The organism is Streptomyces sp. A0958 (assembly GCF_004795035.1).
Classification (GTDB): domain Bacteria; phylum Actinomycetota; class Actinomycetes; order Streptomycetales; family Streptomycetaceae; genus Streptomyces.
In genome coordinates this window covers 12,512-29,653 of the sequence record NZ_SSBK01000045.1, presented here as the reverse complement: position 1 = coordinate 29,653, position 17,142 = coordinate 12,512, and the positions used below count along the sequence as shown (strand labels likewise).

Annotated in this window: 15 protein-coding genes; 1 reads left to right on the top strand and 14 read right to left on the bottom strand. The window is 69.5% G+C overall.

The features are described from left to right. Window positions 1-69: 69 nt before the first annotated feature. Window positions 70-2,199: a TerD family protein gene (locus E6P78_RS29135; protein WP_240799415.1), complete on the bottom strand. Its 2,130-nt coding sequence runs from the start codon at window positions 2,197-2,199 to the stop codon at window positions 70-72. Window positions 2,200-2,468: 269 nt separating this feature from the next. Here E6P78_RS29135 and serS point away from each other — a divergent pair, with 269 nt between their 5' ends. Continuing rightward, window positions 2,469-3,761 (top strand): serine--tRNA ligase, encoded by a 1,293-nt coding sequence (gene serS / locus E6P78_RS29130; protein WP_136206635.1) that lies wholly within the window; start codon window positions 2,469-2,471, stop codon window positions 3,759-3,761. 7 nt (window positions 3,762-3,768) lie between these two features. On the opposite strand, the gene E6P78_RS29125 is transcribed toward serS, so the two are convergent. The 13 genes from E6P78_RS29125 to E6P78_RS29065 form a co-directional block, all read right to left on the bottom strand. After that, on the bottom strand, window positions 3,769-4,662 hold the full coding sequence (locus tag E6P78_RS29125; RefSeq protein WP_136206634.1) for a phosphorothioated DNA-binding restriction endonuclease: 894 nt from the start codon (window positions 4,660-4,662) through the stop codon (window positions 3,769-3,771). A 108-nt stretch (window positions 4,663-4,770) separates the two neighbouring features. Beyond that, window positions 4,771-6,030: a hypothetical protein gene (locus E6P78_RS29120; RefSeq protein WP_136206633.1), complete on the bottom strand. Its 1,260-nt coding sequence runs from the start codon at window positions 6,028-6,030 to the stop codon at window positions 4,771-4,773. Between the two features lie 59 nt (window positions 6,031-6,089). Further along, window positions 6,090-6,599, bottom strand: coding sequence for a SigE family RNA polymerase sigma factor (locus E6P78_RS29115; protein WP_136206632.1), 510 nt, complete (start codon window positions 6,597-6,599; stop codon window positions 6,090-6,092). A 412-nt stretch (window positions 6,600-7,011) separates the two neighbouring features. Then, window positions 7,012-7,467 carry a PIN domain nuclease gene (locus tag E6P78_RS29110; RefSeq protein WP_136206631.1) on the bottom strand — a complete coding sequence of 152 codons (456 nt, stop codon included), beginning with the start codon at window positions 7,465-7,467 and terminating at the stop codon, window positions 7,012-7,014. Further along, window positions 7,464-7,679 carry a type II toxin-antitoxin system VapB family antitoxin gene (locus E6P78_RS29105; protein ID WP_136206630.1) on the bottom strand — a complete coding sequence of 72 codons (216 nt, stop codon included), beginning with the start codon at window positions 7,677-7,679 and terminating at the stop codon, window positions 7,464-7,466. Before E6P78_RS29105 ends, E6P78_RS29110 begins: the two co-directional genes overlap by 4 nt. Window positions 7,680-8,766: 1,087 nt before the next feature. Beyond that, a complete protein-coding gene (locus tag E6P78_RS29100; protein ID WP_136206629.1) occupies window positions 8,767-9,897 on the bottom strand; it encodes a hypothetical protein in 1,131 nt (376 codons plus the stop codon). Window positions 9,898-10,478: 581 nt separating this feature from the next. Next, window positions 10,479-11,072 (bottom strand): histidine phosphatase family protein, encoded by a 594-nt coding sequence (locus E6P78_RS29095; protein WP_136206628.1) that lies wholly within the window; start codon window positions 11,070-11,072, stop codon window positions 10,479-10,481. Then, entirely contained in the window at window positions 11,065-11,814 is a 750-nt protein-coding gene (locus tag E6P78_RS29090) for an SDR family NAD(P)-dependent oxidoreductase (protein ID WP_136206627.1), read from the bottom strand. Before E6P78_RS29090 ends, E6P78_RS29095 begins: the two co-directional genes overlap by 8 nt. Next, on the bottom strand, window positions 11,799-12,935 hold the full coding sequence (locus tag E6P78_RS29085; RefSeq protein ID WP_136206626.1) for a hypothetical protein: 1,137 nt from the start codon (window positions 12,933-12,935) through the stop codon (window positions 11,799-11,801). The genes E6P78_RS29090 and E6P78_RS29085 overlap by 16 nt, the downstream gene beginning before the upstream one ends. Further along, on the bottom strand, window positions 12,932-14,080 hold the full coding sequence (locus E6P78_RS29080) for a glycosyltransferase family 9 protein (protein WP_136206625.1): 1,149 nt from the start codon (window positions 14,078-14,080) through the stop codon (window positions 12,932-12,934). Before E6P78_RS29080 ends, E6P78_RS29085 begins: the two co-directional genes overlap by 4 nt. Further along, window positions 14,077-14,652 carry a phosphoribosyltransferase gene (locus tag E6P78_RS29075; protein WP_136206624.1) on the bottom strand — a complete coding sequence of 192 codons (576 nt, stop codon included), beginning with the start codon at window positions 14,650-14,652 and terminating at the stop codon, window positions 14,077-14,079. The genes E6P78_RS29080 and E6P78_RS29075 overlap by 4 nt, the downstream gene beginning before the upstream one ends. A 46-nt stretch (window positions 14,653-14,698) precedes the next feature. Next, on the bottom strand, window positions 14,699-16,498 hold the full coding sequence (locus E6P78_RS29070) for a DUF4254 domain-containing protein (protein WP_136206623.1): 1,800 nt from the start codon (window positions 16,496-16,498) through the stop codon (window positions 14,699-14,701). Beyond that, the gene (locus E6P78_RS29065) at window positions 16,495-17,142 is read right to left on the bottom strand and encodes a hypothetical protein (RefSeq protein ID WP_136206622.1); all 648 of its coding nucleotides are present in this window, start codon (window positions 17,140-17,142) and stop codon (window positions 16,495-16,497) included. Before E6P78_RS29065 ends, E6P78_RS29070 begins: the two co-directional genes overlap by 4 nt.

The window sequence follows — 17,142 nt, the reverse complement described above, 5'->3', positions numbered from 1 at the left end:
ACCACCGTCGGCGGACCGGTTTGCAGCCGTTTGCCGCTGTGCCGGTCACTCTCCGTCGGCGGCGCCGGGTCAGGCCCGTACGGGCGTCCGGGCCGTCGTGCTCTCCGCAGCCGGGCCCGAGGCCGAGGCCGGGGCGGCGCCCGGGGCAGCGGTCGACGCCCGGCGGGTGGTGCGGCGGTCGGCCTGTGCGAGGTGGGCGATCACGTGCGAGTGAAAGCGGTCCACGGCGTTGTCGACACTGCGGATGAAACCGGACTCGGCGTTGCCGCGCGTGGCACCCATGCCCTTGAACAGGGAGAGCCGGAATCCCGTGATCCGGCTGCCGTCCCGGGGGAGCACGTCACCCGGTTCCGGACGGAGGCGTTCCAGCGTGCCGCGCGGCCCGCTCTGGCCCTCGACCAGCGTCTCGACGTGCAGATCGGCGGGCGCCTCGGCCAGCTGCCGCATCAGCCGCTTGGCCGACGTCAGGGGGTACGCCCCCTCCGGCACCGGGATCTCCACCGAGGTGCGCAGCTTCCCGGTCCGCAGGTCGGCGACGATCGTGATGGTGCCGGGCGAGCCGTCGACGCGCAGCTCGGCGGCGAGGCGCCCCTCCTCGCACAGCCGGTCGGCGAGCGCCGCCCGGCGCGAGAGGGCCGTGGTGCCGCGCTGGGTGCGCTGGACGGGCAGCGCCTTCTGGCCCAGCTCACCGCCCAGCCGCAGACAGACCTGCCGGATGAGCCGTTCCCAGCTCTCCACGACCTCGACGGCACGCGGGTCGCCCTGGCTGAGGGTCTCCTCGTCGATGCCGTTGCGCACGGGCACCCAGGAGGGGCCCATGTTCTGGAAGCCGTGGCAGCCGGAGTTCTCGTGCTGGAGGTAGTGCAGGAGCTCCTGGAGGAGCCAGGCGTGGGCGGCGTTGCCGACGCCCTCGTGCCGGATCAGCATCTGCGCCTGGTGCGCGACCTCCGCCCAGGACAGGTGCCAGAGCGCCACCTTGTGCTTGCGCCGCCCGTCGGTCTTGACCTCGACCAGCGGGCTGCCTTCCAGGGCCACGTCGTTGGACAGCGTGATCACGGCCTCGTAGCCCCGGCGCGCGGCGATGTCCATGTAGTTCTGGACCTGCTCCGACTTCAGCGCGTTCCCGTTGGTCTTCGTCTCCACGAGGGCCGTCCACAGCTTCCCGGCCCGCTCCACCCGGATCACCCCGTCCGGGCGCTTGGGGGTGTCGCCGTGCGGCAGCGAGACCTCGGTGAAGGTCTGCATCCGCCCGGCGGGCGCCCCGAAGGCGGCGGTCAGCCGGCGCCCGAACTCCGGCACCTGCGCCATCACCGACAACAGCACGGAGGTCGCCCGCACCTCCCGCTCCTTGTCGCTCTTGAGGTTCGGCGCGGGGAACAGCCGCGCGGCCCGCCAGGCGTCGTTCTCGGCGAGCGACTTGGCGGCGACGGACGGAAGCGTCACCTTCTTCTTCGCGGTACGGGGCCCACGGGCCCGCTTGGGCGCGGCAGCCACCGTTTCCGGCGTCTCCTGCGTCCGAGGCGCCTCCTGCGTCTGCGGCGTCTGCTGCGGGGGTACGGAAGGGGCCGGTGCGGGGACGGCTTCCGCGGCCTGCTCCACAGGGGGACCGCCCGCTTCACCGGCGGCGGAAGCCTCCTCCCCCTCACCCTCCCCCTCGTCGTCCACATCGATGCCGAAGTCGGTGGCGAGCCCCGCGAGGCCGGTCTCGTACCCCTGGCCGATGGCCCGGTACTTCCACTCCGTGCCGCGCCGGTACAGCTCACCGAAGATGAAGGCGCTCTCCACCGACGCGTCGGTGATCGAGAAGCCGAGCAGCACCTCGCCGGAGCGGTCGGCGACGGTCATCCGCAGATCGTCCAGGTCGCCGAAGCGGGAGCCGCCGTACCGGCTCGCGGCGACGACCAGGCGCTCGACGTCCTCGGGGACGGCGGTCAGGTCGAGGCTGATGCGGTCCTCGCTGCCGCCGTCGGTCGGCGTCTTGCCCAGCAACTGCACGCTGCCGTCGGCGGCGGCCGGGTTGTTGTAGTAGAAGAAGTCGCCGTCGGTGCGGACCTTGCCGTTGCGGTCCAGCAGGAGCACGGACACGTCCGCGTCGCCGTCCCCGGCGGTGCTGCTCCAGCTCAGGCTGGCGATGACCGAACCGGCATCGTCGCTCAGGTCCGCCAGCCCGACGTTGGCGCCCTTGGTCATCTCTCGCATGCAGTCCCCCAGACGCGCGGCCGCGTCGGGTCCCGCCCTGGCTACGGCAGCAAGTTGATCCGTGACACAGCGCAACTCGCTGCACACCGGAGAACCGTATCCCTCGTATGGACTACAAGTGAAGGAATCGTGAACTCCGAATGGACCGTGCAAGGACGGGCTCCGCCCGCCCCGCGGTATTCCGGATCGCACGGGGTGCGGTGATTGCTACCGTCGGTTCCACAACTCACCGGCCCCTCCTCCCCCACCGGAACAGAAGGATCTCCCTGATGCATGATGCCCGCGCCCTGATTGACATGGGTGCCGAAGCGGTTCGTCGGCTCGCTCGTCGCGGTTACTCGCTGGACCTGCCCGCACTGGAGGAGCTCCAGTCCCGGCGGAACCAGAACATCCGCTCGGCCGACGAGCTGCGGGCGGAGTCGAAGCGGGTGGCGAGCGAGGTCCAGCAGACGGCCAGGCAGGGCGGTGACATCACCAAGCTGAAGGAGCGGGCCCGCGAGCTGAAGGACGAGATCCGGGCGATCGAGGCCGACCAGGAACAGGTGCGGGAGCAACTCCGCGACCTCCTCCTCAGCATCCCCAACCTCCCGTCCGACGCGGCACCGGACGGCGACACCGACGCGGACGCGGTCGAGGTCAGGCGGGTGGGGACGCCGCCCGCGTTCACCTTCGAACCGAAGGACCACGTCGACCTCGGCGAAGCCACCGGCATCCTCGACTTCGCCCGGGCGACCAAGCTCTCCGGCCCCCGCTTCGCGGTCGCGCGCGGCGCCGGCGCGGCCCTGGAACGCGCCCTGGCGGCCCTCTTCCTCGACCTCCACACCCGCCGCCACGGGTACGTCGAGCACGCGGTCCCGTACCTGGTCACCCGTAAGACCATGACCGGCACCGGACAGCTCCCGAAGTTCGAGGAGGACCTGTTCAGGACGGGCGTGGCCGACCGCGAGCTCTTCCTCATCCCCACGGCCGAGGTCCCGCTGACCAACCTCTACGCGGACGAGATCATCCCGCCCGCCGAGCTGCCCCTGGCCCTCACCGCCCACACGCCGTGCTTCCGGTCCGAGGCCGGCTCGTACGGCCGGGACACCCGGGGCCTGATCCGCCAGCACCAGTTCTCCAAGGTCGAGATGGTGCGGATCGTCGACCCGGAGCAGGCCGGCGCCGAACTGGAACGCATGGTCGGCCACGCCGAGGCCTGCCTCAGGGAACTCGGCCTCGCCTACCGCGTCGTCACCCTCGCGGCCGGCGACACGGGCTTCTCAGCCCGCCTCACGTACGACATCGAGGTCTGGATTCCGAGCCAGAACACGTACCGCGAGATCTCCTCGGTCTCCGACTTCGGCACCTTCCAGGCCCGCCGCGCCAACATCCGCACCCGGGGCGAGGACGGCAAGCCCAAGCTCGTCGCCACGCTCAACGGCTCCGGCCTGCCCATCGGCCGCACCCTGGCCGCACTCCTCGAACAGTGCCAACAGGAGGACGGCTCCCTGATCCTCCCCGAAACGCTGACCCCGTACCTCGGCTTCCGCCGGATCGCGGCGGACGGGACGCCGGAGGCGTAGGCGGGGCTCAGGCAACCGTCACCGGGCGCGGGCTGCCGTGGAACACCTGGCTTGCGTGCCAGGCGCGGTGGTCCGGTGCGATCGGGCGGACGCCCGGCTGCGGGCCGATGAGCGGACGGCCGGCGAGCGCGACGACGTGCTCGCCGGCCGCCGCACTGTGACCGACGAAGCTCTGCGAGACCAGGATGCGGTGGCCCTCGCCGACACCGAGCACACCCTTGTCGAGCAGCTTGTGGTGCAGGGAGCACAGGCAGAGCCCGTTCTCCACGTCGTCGGGCCCGCCGAACGCCCACCACCGCACATGTGCGGCCTCCAGCCCGACCGGCACCGCGCCGATCCGCCCGTCGTAACCGCAGAACGCACACCGGTACTCGTACGCCGTCAGCACCAGCTCCCGCATCCGCCGGTCCCGCCGCCGCCGCACGGCCGAGACCTCGACCGTCTCGGCCCGCTGGAGCTCCAGACCGACGGTTTCGCACAGCTCGTCGTGGAGGGAGGGCGGGAAGTTGAGGTCGAGCAGCACCCGCGCCATCCGCCCCAGCAGGGACGGCTCGCGCCGCAGCGCCGACCGCAACTCCGGCGCCAGCCGCCCGGTCGCACCCGTCGCCCGCAGTTCCCGTACGCCGGTGCCGGGACTCCCCGCCCCGCGGTCGGTGCGCACCTCCCACACCCCGTCGCTGACCAGGTGGTGGAAGGGGTAGGCGGGCGTCGTCGGGTTGGCCGGACCGTACTCGGCCAGCAGCCGCTTCAGGTCCCCCTCCACGGCGCTGTACCGCAACTCGTCGGCGGCGTCCTGCTGGAAGCGCGCGAGCGCGTAGAGGACCAGCAGCGGCTTGTGCGGGGCACGGGCCCCGCTCCTCGTCCACTGCCTCAACTTCGCGGTGCGCTCCAGCCAGTCCATGACCGTGGATCGTAGGGCCACGGCCGTGGACCGACAGCGCTGGAGCCCCACCGCCCGGCCCACGCACCCGCCCGCCCCCTCCCGTGCGCGGGGCAGCGGCCTGCCGGCTCAGCCCAGCCACACCTCGCTCGTGGCGATCTTCTCCAGCTCGGCGAGCGTCAGGGCGGGGGCCTCGCGGGTGGCGGCCTCGTTCTGGTTCCCCGAGTTGAAGGCGGAGATCACGACCCGGAGCCCGTCGGGACGGATCGTGTCGACCTCCGTCATCTTCACGCCCGCACCGCCCTTCTCACCCGGCCCCTGACGGGTACTGACCTTCGTACCGTCGGGCAGGACCTTCCCGCCGGAGCCGATGAGGCCGCTCGCCTCCGCATTCGGCTGGACGTTGATCTGCACGAAGCTCTTGCCCCGGCCGTCGTCGACCACGAGGTACGCGTACTCCGTCTCCTGCTTCCCGGAGGCCTTCACCGACAGGCGTTCGGGAAGCTGCGCGGTCAGCCTGCTCAGGATCTCGTCACCGCTCATGCCCTGCGGGGCCGGCTGCTCCTGCGACGGCTCCTCGGGCTCGGGCAGGGCCTGGACGATCGGGAGCCATTCCTCGGCCCGGGCCAGCGCCTTCAGCCGGTCAGGGGCCAGCGGCGGGGTGGACCGGCTGACGGGAGCGCCCTTCTCCGCGGGCGCGTTCCACTCGGTCACCGAGACCCGGTAGCCCTCGGGCGTCAGCAGGTCCGCGTACCACCACTTGGTCTCCTCGCGCCGGTCCGGGTACTCCCAGCCCTTGAACAGCACGAGACGTGAGCCGTCCTCCAGGGCGGTGGCGGAGCAGTCCTCGAACACGGTCAGATTCTTGTCGGGGCAGGACAGTTCGCCGTCCGCCGGCTCCTGGCCGGGGGACTGCCGGCTGAGGCTCACCGACACGGCTGCCTTCCCATGCCCGTCGTCGTACACGACGGAGGCCCCCGCGTCGCGCTGCCCCTGCCCCCCCGGCCGCTCGGTGCGTCCGTCCTCCGGCGCGCTGAGCTCCGCCTCGGGCAGCAGCCCCTCAAGCGCCCTGGCCACCTGCTCGTCGGGGGAGGCGGGCCCGGACGACTTCGCCGACGCGCCCACCGCCACCCCGCTGCCCTCGTCCCGCGAGGCGTTGCCGATGCCTCCGGTGACGTACGACCCGCCGAGCCCGATCACGGCCAGCGCAGCGACGCTCCCGCTCACCACGGCGCTACGGCGCAGCACCTTCCGGCGCCGACCGCGCGCGACCCCGCCGTCCACGAGGGGCCGCCCCGCCACGGAGAACTCCTGCCCCGCCTGCCTCAACGCCTCGACGAGCCCGTCCTCGAAGGCGTCCCGGTCCTCCTGAGCCCTGTTCTCGGACATGCCGACCACCACCACCGTCCTGTTGAAGAAGAAGAAAGAGAAATGGCCGCGCGGCCGGCTCAGCGCACGGTCAGCTCACCGATGCTGCTGCCGAGTTGCTCACGCAGCCGGGCGAGCGCCCGGGTACTGCGGGTACGCACGGCCGCCGAGCTGACATGCAGCGCGTCCGCGGTCTCGGTGACGGACCGGTCCTCCCAGTAACGGAGCACGATCACCGCCCGGTCCTTGGGCGGCAGCCCCCGCAGCGCGTCAAGGAGCGTGATCCTCAGGGCCGAGTCCCCCGAGGGCCGCTCCGCCCGGTCCGGCAGCTCGCCACTCGGCCGTTCCCCCGCCGACCTGCGCCGCTGGTGGCCGAGATAGCACCGTACGAGCACGGTCTGCGCGTACGCCGCCGGATTCCCGACCCGTGCTACGCGCCCCCACACCGCGTACATCCGCCCGAGCGTGTCCTGCACAAGATCCTCGGCGAAGTGCGTGTCCCCACCGGTCAGCAGACACGCCGAACGAAACAGCGGCCCCATACGAGCCTCCGCGAACTCACGAAAGACCCCCTCCTCGGCCTGCCTCACCCGCTACCCCCCTTGTCCCCACATCCTTCTAGATGCGGTGACGGCCGGGGAATGTTTCACTCCCCGGCCCGACCGACCGAGATGCCTGCGGGGTCAATGCACCTACGGGACAGCCCTTGGGGTGGGCCTGTCCGGCGGGTGTCGCGAAGCCGGCGCAGAGCAGGCGGACGCTCCGCGTGAACTTCTCGTCCTGGCTCAGGCGTGGCGTCGACGGGCTCATGACCAGCGGGAACCGCTCGTACAGCTCGGCGTAGCGCTCGGCGGTGACGGGCGGTGGGCGCCACCTACTTCCTGGGGTGCCACCCTCGCCCTCGCCTTCCTCGCCCGCACCCGCCTGCCCAGGAAGTCGCCCTCGCGGCCGGTGCCCCGGCGCTCGGCCTCGCGATGTGGCTCGGTCGCCTGAGTGCTGCGGTCAGGCCGTACGGCCGAGGGCCGGGCGAGCCGTCCGGCTGCCTGACTCCGGGCCGTACCACTGCATGGCCTGGCCGGTGACGGCGGCGATACATTCGAAGTCGTGGTCGCGGTGCAGGAGGGTCAGCCCCTGAAGTTCCGCGGTGGCGGCAACGACGAGGTCTACAGCTCCGGCGCTGCGGTGTTGACCACGCTGGGTCAACAGCTCCTGCACTTGCCGAGCACGACCGTACGCGCGGTCGTCGATGGGCACCCAGCCGAAGAGCGACCGCAGGTCCTCGATGTTGCGCGCGCGGTCTGCGGCGGAGCGGGCTCTGTAGAAGAACTCCAGCTCGGTGACGGGGCAGGTCGCGATGAGCCCGGCCGAGGCAGCCTGGTCCCAGCCGTACTGCTCGGCGTCACCGTAGAGAAACCGGGCGAGCGCACTGGTGTCGAGCAGGAACTGTGCCGCACTCACCGCCGGTAGTTCCTCTTGTCCTCGAAGAGCTCCAGGTCGAAGCCTCCCTCGCCGGCCGCGGCCCGTAGCCGGGTGAGAGCAAGGGCCCGTCGGCGGTTCTCGAGTACCTCGCGCAGAGCGGTGTTGACCGTCTCCTTCTTGGTGCCGGTCCCCAGCGCTTGAGCCACGTCGGCCAGCAGCTCGTCGTCGAGGTCGATCACTGTGCGACTCATGAGTACCTCCAGAGATATCAACTCGTACCGCAAATCTATCCCTTGGTATAGCAAGTGGCCTGGCTGTCCGACGGCGCCGACAGAGGTCCTTCCGGCGGCTGAGCGTGGTGATGCACGGGCCGGCGTGCGGCATGCCGCACGCCGGCTGGCCGTGCCGGACGTGTCCTGTAGGGAGGGGAGCGTGCGGTGGCTCACTGCGGTGCGTCGCGGTGCGGTGGACCGCGTGAAACCGGCGCAGGAGGCCGGGGCGAGCGGACCGGAGGGCTTCGAAGGGTCTCGTTGAGACTACAAACGTCGAAGGCCCCCGCGCAGCGAGCTGCGGGGGCCTTCGACGTATTGCCCGGTGAGAGCAATGGCGGAGGATACGAGATTCGAACTCGTGAGGGGTTGCCCCCAACACGCTTTCCAAATGTTCGTATGGGGGTCCGGCGGGGGCCGTGTGTGTCCTGACCTGCGGCGGAACGTTCGGGGTGGCCTCGTCTGAACGCGGTCGGACGGGGGTGAATGAGACCAGAACCGAGACCACAAACCCCGACCTCTTACGAGGCCAGGCCCGCGCCCGAAGGAGGCATCCCAGTGTTCATGGCGTGTCCCCCAGTCGTTCCAGTACGCCAAGGCGCGGCCCGCAGTCGCTGGCAGGTTGCCAAGGAAAATCCCTCAAACTGTCGGCCCGTATTGCCACCCTCGCTTCTCTGCCTTGTCGCGCAAGAGGCTCGCTCGCTTCTTCCGTTGCTTGGGGCTCGCGACAGCCTTGAAGTCAACGAAGGCATGTGCCGGAGGACGCTCTTCGTCGTCCTCAACTTGAGAATCGTCAACGGCTCTGAGGTTTACCTCTTGAACCTCTGTGATGTCGACGCAATAAACGCCAGCCGACTTCAAATTAAGTGTCTCGGTGTGATACTGGTGAGCGTCTTCGGGGCTAACAAGCGAGGCTCTAGTTACAGATACCTCGCCCGAGTCCTTCGGGGTGGGGCTGAAGAGTTGACTGGTGACTCGACCTTCATGAATCCAGATTGGGTGAACTTGGCGCCAAAGCCTCTCTTCTTGATCCGCTATCTCGAACTCGCCAGGTCGAAGATTTGAGTCATCAGTCGGCATACCTTGCGATCCCCCCGATCACGAACTCTGTAATCTCACTCAACTGATGCCAGTGAAACGCCCTGTCATCCTCTTCGTCGTCATCTGACTTCGAGAATGCGTAAGCTTCGACCTTCCCGTCTGTTGCGACAGTCAGCGTCACTTCCCCTGTTGAGTAAGGCCACTCAAGCTGTACCCCGCCATCTTCTGTTGGGTATATGTAGGGACGCCGCACCTGCGTGTCGATGAATTCGAGCAGTAGCGACTCGACTTCTCGGAGGACTTTTCGACTTACCTGCTGACCGACGCCATCCAGCCATCCTGATTCGAGGTCGTGCAGCTCGCTTAGGCGATCGGACCAATCAGCCGGTAGTACGGGTTCAATGGACAGGACATCCTGAATCTCGATGATCTCCTCATCCATTGACTGAATGGCAACAGCGCTGATGGCCACGGTAGGCGCCATTGTCGAGCGATCAAGATGCTGTCTCAGGTCTGCAACGATGTCATCCGATGAAAAACGCCCAAGGATTGTCTTCTCGCCCCGAGTGAGGCGGAACTCAAACGTGCCTCTATCCGCGCTGATGCCAGTTACTTGTCCCAAAACGAGCGTCTCGATCTCGAATCTTTCGAGGCGTGCTTGTTCCTGAATCTTGCGGCGAATGGGTTGCGAGTAAATTACGGCATCAGGAGTCCCGCTATCGAACTCGATGAACTCGTCGCCTCGCAGGGTTCTCCCGAAACTGGAAAACTCGCGCAACGCATGCGGAGGGAAGCCTTGAGGGATGCCGGACCCTTTTTGAATCGAGAGGAGTGCATCCTGAATAACGATTCTGGCTTCTTCGAAGATGTCTGCGTCGCTATCGTCGAAGAGTGCGTCGGCGTCGACGGTGGTCCGCTCCAGGACGGGAACGACGCTGCCCCGCTGGATATCGGACAGGCGAAGCGAAAAGGATGAGGCGAACCCCCTGGGGACGCGTTGGCGTGTCGCGTGGCGCTTCTTGTAGAGACCTCGGGCCACGTCCACTACCAAGCGCTCATACCTGGCGAACTCTGCCAAGACCTCAACGGGTAGGCCCGCTTGCTCATAACGCCCGCCTCGCAAGCGCCAAGATCCAAAAGTCCGACTGTCCGTGCCCATGCCCCCACCCTACTGAGCCAGCGCCGGAACCCTGGATGTGCACTCCAACGCAGACCAATTTTGCTCCGTCGCAACGTCAGAAGCAATCGAACAGCGTCATCGCTGTGGGATGCGCGTCCTGTGCCCTCTCGTGGTTGCGCTACCCAGTCACTCTCTGGGGCTAGGGGGCTGACCAGCCAAAATGCTCCCGAGTGGCGACATTCAGGATAGACGGGCGGCCTTGCGAAGACTGTCGCATACAGCTATGGACTGCGTCGGAGGAGGGCGCCTGAGGCCGTGTCGCGATCCAGCTGGGCTTGACGTATTGCAGGGTGACCGATTGCTGCTCTCGGCACGACACGATGGGTGCGATTGGAGGCTGGCGCGTCGATTTTCGGCAGCACCACGCGCAGGCTGAGAGACCGCCGTGGAGAAAGACGTCCTCCCCGTTCATTGTGATCAACTCGGGCTGTGGCACAACGGTGTCTCGTTGCTCTCGCTGGGGATGGGATCGGGCGAGGGGCCGGGCGGTAAAGGGGGCGCTGGAAGGAGACCTACGAGTAGGGGGTTCTGCCGACGGGCAGTGGCTGGAGGCCAGCCAGCTACTGGGCATGTCGTTGAAGACCGGGGGCCGCTCGTCGATGGACAGGCAGAAGTCGGAGTTCCGTGAATCGCCACGGGGTTCTCGAGGCGGTGACGAATGCGGCGGGGCCTTCTGGGAGGTGCGTGAGTACGCCCAGGAAGAGGGTGTGGGAGACCGCTAGGAGGGGGCCGTGGCGTTGGGCAGCGTGGTGGAGGAAAGTGGCGCAGTGGCGGGCGCGGGTGTGTAGGTCGGTGAGGCTTTCGCCGTCTTCGCAGCGTAGGGAGGGGTTGGCGAGGCGGCGGGCTCGCCAGGCGCGATAGACGGGCGGGTAGGTCTCGGCACTGCGGCCGAGCACGATGCTCGGGGCGCGCCACTCCGCGAGGAGGCCGGAGGTGGCCACGATCGGCAGGCCCGTGAGGTGCGAGACGAGGGTGGCGGTCTGGCGGGCACGGGGAATCGGGCTGGTGACGATCGCGGTGACGCCCTCAGGGAGGGGCAAGGAGCGGCGTACCTGCTCGCGGCCCTCCTGCGTGAGGGTGGCCTCGTGTGGGGCGTGGTAGCCGGGGCGGTGGCCCTCGTAGGCGCCGTGGCGCATGAGCCAGATGTCAGCCAAGGATCCAGCCTCCGTCGACGCGCAGGGTCTGGCCGGTGATGAAGCCGGCGTCGTCGGTGGCGAGGAAGGCGACGGCCGCGGCGACGTCTTCCGGCCGGCCCCGGCGTTGGACGCACTGGCGGGCGAGCTGGCGGACGGTCATGGCCTCCGGGTCGTCGACGACTGCATCTTCGGCGGGGACGCGGATCGAGCCGGGAGCGACGCAGTTCGCGGTGACGCCGGCGGGGCCGAGTTCACGGGCGAGAGCACGGGTGAGTCCTTCGAGGCCGGCCTTGGCACTGATGTAGCCGGCGAGGTCGTGGCGGCCCGCAGTGGCGAGGACCGAGCCGATCGCGATGACGCGGCCCCAGCCGGTGGCCGTCATGGCGGGGGTGAGTTCGTGGGCGAGGAGATAGTGGCTGGTCAGGTTGGTGGCCAGGGTGTCCTCCCAGTGGGTCGGTGTCGTCTCTGGCCACGATCGGCGCGGGTAGGCGCCGGCGTTGCTGACCAGGATGTCCACCGGGCCCAGGGCCTCTTGGGCTCGACTGCACAGGGACCGTACGGCCTCGGCGTCTCGAAGGTCTGCCGACAGGGAGATGCAAGAGGGGAGGGAGGCTGAGAGCTCCTCTGCCGTTCGGTCGTCGTCGAAGTGGGCGAGCGCGATTGTGGCGCCGTCGGCTGCGAGGCGGCGGGCAATGGCCGTGCCGAGGCCGCCGGTCGCTCCAGTGACCAGGGCGGTGCGGCCGTTCAGGGGGCCGGGCATGACGACTCCAGGGGGCAGAAGTAGGTGGCGGGGTCGAAGGCAGGGCTCATCGCTTCGGCGAGCCGGGCGAGGAGGACGAGTCGGTCCGCTGGGGCCAGGTCGGCGAGGTTGTAGACGCCGAGGATGCGCATGGCCAGGTAGGGGCGGAGAAGGTTCGCCAGGTCCGCACCGGGCCAGAGACGGTCGGCGACCGGCCGTACGAGCTGGTTCCAGTACGTGGTCACGGCGGCTCGCCGGGGAGCCGCGAGCCGTGGGGCGTAGTCGATGCGGATGGTGCTCGTGGTGTGCTCGATGTCCGCTCGTCGGATCTCGGGGGTGTTGTCCGGGACGCGGGCGAACGTGGCGGGGTGGTCGGCGAAGGCCGCCGGGTTGTACATGGGCACGAGCCAGCCGCCGAGGGTGGAGGCGTACCAAAGGAAGTTGGCGAACTCGCCGGGGATGCTGTTCATGCCGGCGGTGTCGTAGTCGAACCAGGCGAGCGGGTGGGCGAGGTTGACGTCGGTGGGGTCGCCCTGGGTGAGCGCTGCCCAGACCGGCTCGGTCGCGGCGAAGTGGGCCCGGAGCCAGCGGAGGGTGGCGACCCAGTCCAGGTGTTGCCGACGGCCGTTGATGTTCAGGGTGTAGGTGTCGAGGCGGGAGACCAGGACGTCGATGAGGCCGTCGGCGATCAAGAAGTCCCTACCGCCGTAGTACTCGTCGAGTCGGCCGCCGGGGGCCGCACGGTCCCAGTACAGCTTGCGTACTACGCGTGTCGGGTCGGTGGGCCTCGCCGTCGCGAGGATGGCCTCGCGGTAAGCGGCGGTGAGTTGATCCAAGTAGGCGCGGAGGCCGTCGCTCGCCTGGCTCGCGTTGAGGAGGTCGAGCAGGAGCCCTCGGTCAGTGCCGCCGGGCAGACGTTCGTACGCGAGGAGCCGCCCGCCCGGCACACGCAGGTGGGCGTGGAGGGTTGGCACCCGGTAGTGCGGGGCCAGACGTGCGTGCCCGCGCACCTCGGCGAGGCTTTCCACCGGGTCGCGCGTGTACTTCAGCAGCAACGGGCGGCCGAGGAGGTCGATGGGACAGAGCAGGTTACGAGTGAAGCGCCGCACCGGGCCGAGCCGCAGAGGGCTGCGGAGGGTCATGGCCGCACCCCGTTGAGCAGGTCGAGGCACACTCGGGCCAGTTCTGCGGGCGGGAAGGCGTCCATGTGAACGTCGACGTCCGGGGGAATGGCGTCTCGCACGGGGCAGAGGTCGCCCTGGTGCATGCGGTCGGACAGGTCGGTGGCGATGGCGTGGTGGTGGGGGAGCCCGGTGCGCCACTTGCTGTGGCTGTGGCGTGCGTACAGGCCGATGACGGGCCCCTCTGCGGTGCGCGTCATCGCGGCGAGGTGGGTGAGGCCGGTGTCGTTGCCGACGATCAGGTCGCAGTGCGGGAAGAGATCGGCGAGCTGTTCGGCCGGCACCCCGTCCAGGTGGAGCACCTGAACGTGGCGTCGAGGGGCCTCTGCGCTGACGCGAAAGCCGCCTTCCGGGGCGCCGCCGATGAGCAGCAGCCGGGCCTGTGCTTGCTGGGCTTCGGCGATCTGCTCGACGAGGGCGATGTACCGCTGGGCGGTGTAGTCCTTGCGCTCCGGCCAGCTGGTGGCGGTGATGGCGGCGATGGTGAGGCCGCCCAGCCAGCCCACCGATCGCAGCTCCTCCACGAGATTGTTCGGGCCGGTCGCGAGGGTCGGTGCGAAGGGAGCCGTGCCGGGGAGGCGGATACCGAGGCGGCGTTCCAGCGCCAGGTAGTGGCGGGCCGGCAGGTCCGGGTGGGCGCGGCCGTCGCTCGACCAGCAGGGCGGGGCGGCTGGATCGAGTACCAGGCTCACCACGGCTTCGGAGCCGTGTGCGTCGATCCCCGCGCGGTCTCCGATCACGGCGCGTCGACCGTGGGGCGTGGTGACTGGGGGTTGAGTGATCAGCCCGGTCCGGGCGATCAGCCCCGCGTACGGCCCCACCGCCCGGACGGACGTGCGAACCGACCGCAGCCGCAGCCAGTCGAGCACCGCTCGGACCCCCGTAAGAGCGAGGAGGGTGTCTCCGAGCTTCCCCTCGAAGGCCACCACGACCTCGCCGCACCCGCTCAGGCGGTGGACGAGCTCGGCGGAGGCGGTCAGCGGGAGCGGCGCGCCGAGAGGGACGCTGCCACGGTCGTACCCCAGCGGAGTGGTGTGGACGGCCCCGGCGGGGACGACCGCGGAGCCGTGGTGGAACCGGACCCCTGGCGGGGCGACCGAGCTCACGCCGGGCCCTCGATCGTGGTGAGCGAGACCAGCGGCAGCTCAAGATCGTCGAGCAGGGCGCGGGCTCCGCGCGTGGTGTCCTCCACCAGACAGGCCGCCGCCAGCGGGACGGCGCCGGCCTCGCGGAGGCGGCGGGTGAGGTCGGCCAGGGTCCTACCGGTGGTGATCTCGTCGTCCACGATGACGATGCGCTGTCCCGGAGCGATGCCGTAGGCGAATACGTCGGTGCGCATGGCGTGCGGCTCGCAGAAGCGGACCGCGCCGTCCAGGGGGAGGTGCAGCTTCCAGGCGATCTTGTAGGGGAGGCGGGCGGCGTCGGCCAGGGAGACGGTGGGCAGGATGCCGCCCGCGTCCAGGCCCAGGAGGAAGTCCACGGAGCCGGCGCCCTCCGGCAGCTGCTTCTGGAGCAGACGCCACAGATCGGCCCCCGTGCTGGCGAGGGTGTCGGGATGCACCGGGCTTTCCAGGCCATCCAACGAGTGGATGACCCGCTCGCGGCGGCTCGTGGCTCCGACGCTGAGCCGCTCGACGATTCGGGCGGAGAAGGGCGGCACGGTGAGGGTTTCGGGCATGACGAAGCTCCTGTCGGTGGAGAGGGGAGAAGGAGAGGTGCCTGGTTCAGGCGGCGAGCTGGAGGGCGTACCAGGTGAGGAGCTGGTCGACCGCCGCGGTGACGGGCTTGAGCACGAGCTCGGTGTCACCGTCACGCCAAGCGTTCGCGACCTCGGCCAGAGGAGGGACCGCGAGGGCCCTCAGGCCCGGCATGCGGGAGGCGGCGGCGAGGATCCGGTCGGGGCCGGACTCCCACTGGTTGTGCTCGCGCAGGAGAAGGCGGCAGGCGAGCACGAGGTGCTTGTAGAGCTGCCGCAGGGCGGTCGCCCCCTCCGCAGTACGCAGACGGCGCATGGTGAGCATGACCTGGGGCAGTTCACGGACGGCGGCGAACGCGAGCTCGTCCCGGCTGATCGTCGGAAGTTCGAGGTCGGATGCCGCATGCAGGACGGGGCTGCCTTGCTGGAGCTGGTGAAGGACGAAGGCCAGGCGTGGAGTGAGGCGTCGGGCGGTCAGTTCTCCGGGCGTGACGAGGGTGGGGCCGAGAGAGGCCGCATTGCCGAGGGCCGTCCGGTACTGCTCCAGGGCCTCTTGGATGCCGCCGCTGACCTCGTGCTCGGCGATCACCATGAGGTCCAGGTCGGACCAGCCGGCGATCCAGGTGCCCTCTCCGGGGCTTCCGGTCAGGGCGACGAGTCGGACGCCGGATCCGTACGCCCGCACCGCGTCGGTGAAGTCGGCCGTCGCCGACGCGACTGCTGCCGGAAGACCGAGCCCGTACGGGGTGGCCACGCGCAGCGCAGTCGTAGAGGGCGGGGCGGCGATGCGCCGGAGGCGGGCGCGAAGGGCTGCGATGCTGCCCGTGTTGTCGATGACGTGGTCGGCTAGAGCGGCGACCTGGTGGGCGCCGCGGCTCATCTTGATCTCGTCCTTCGCGGCGACGGCCTGGGCCGGTGTGCCGGACCGCTCGACGCGTACGGCGAAGGAGGCGTCCAGGTAGACGATCTGGAGCGTGTCGCCCATGAGCTGCTTGAGCTCGGCGATCGAGGCATCGTCGTGGACGGACTCGATGGTGAACAGCTTCGTGTCGACGTGGGCGTCCGCGAAGCGGTTCAGCTCGCCGAGGAGCAGTTCGGCCTGCCGACGGGCCGAGAGGGCGTACGGGTCCGCGAGCCCTTCCCGATGGGCTGCCTGCCGTAACAGGAAGCCGATCTTGAGGCGTTGGGCGCCGCAGGTTCGCTGAACGAACTGTGCGCTGGTGCTCTTCCCGCACTCGCTCAGCCCACCGAAGGCGAGCACCTGGCGCAGATGCCGACTCGGCTTGATCTCCGCCGGAGCGACGTCCTCCCGCCCGTACAGCTTGAAGCGGGCCGGCACGGGGAGCCGACGACGGCCGGCGACGACTTCGGAGACCAGCGCGTCGAGAGCGGCGCACAGCTCCTCACGTTGCCCGTGAAGGGCCGGGACACGTCGCGCGGCCAGCTCATCGCGGCCCGCCGCCCGCTCGCTGTGCCAGATCCGCAGTGTCAGCACCGACATGCGGTCCACGACGGAGGCGAGCGTTTCGGTGTGCAGCGGCACATCGGCACGGCCCGCGTCCGCCAGCGAGCCGAGCACTTCGTCTGCCCGCTCGGCGAGGGCGTTGCGTTCGGCGTTGAGCTGGTCGATCTCTCGCTTGCAGTCGGCGACCTGGGCGGCGGAGAGCAAGGCGCTACGCACCCGGTCCTCGGTGTCCCACAGGCGCCCGTTGACGGTGTGGAGCCGGGTGACGGTGTCGTCCAGGCGGCGCCGGTCCTTGTCCTGGAGGGTGGCCATGGCGCGGGTGAGCCCCGGAGGCAGCACCAGGGGCGGGGAGTTCTGGGTCATCGGGGACTTCCGTCGGTGAGTGGAGTGAGGCCGAGGTGATGGAGTACGGCGCTGTGCACGTCGTCCAGGGAGCGGTTCTCGCAGTCCACGACGGCGGCGTACGTGCCGTGGCTGGCCTGGTGAAGCAGAACAGCGTGCAGTGTCTTCTGGTAGGCCGGGTAGATCCCGGTCCACGGGCGGCCCTCGCGGGCGCTGGTGATGGCGTAACTGCGCTCGGCGTCGAAGGACGCGAGCAGCAGCACCGAGGTCTCTGATGCGGTGGCGCGCGAACCGGCGATTTCCGTCACGGTCTTGAACGCCTCGCCCACCGTCAGCCCGTCCTTGACCACGCATGTCGCGGTGGCCACAGCGAGGAGCATGGGCAGGCCACGGTCCAGCAGTCCCGTACGACCGGGCTCGCGTGCGGCGGCCCGCTTGGCGTGACCGACGAGCAGCATCTCCGTCAGCTCGACCGTCGTGGACGTCTCGAACCACCACCGGGCGTAGTCGCCGGCCGCTACCCGCGCCCACGGCTCGGGGTCGTGCTCGTGGACAGCCCCCAGCGGCTGAAAGGCGTGCCGGCGCGCGGCCAGCCGATCGAGGTGAGTCGTCTTGCCGACGTTGTCAGGGCCGTTGAGGCTGACGAAGTCCGGTAACCGCTCCAT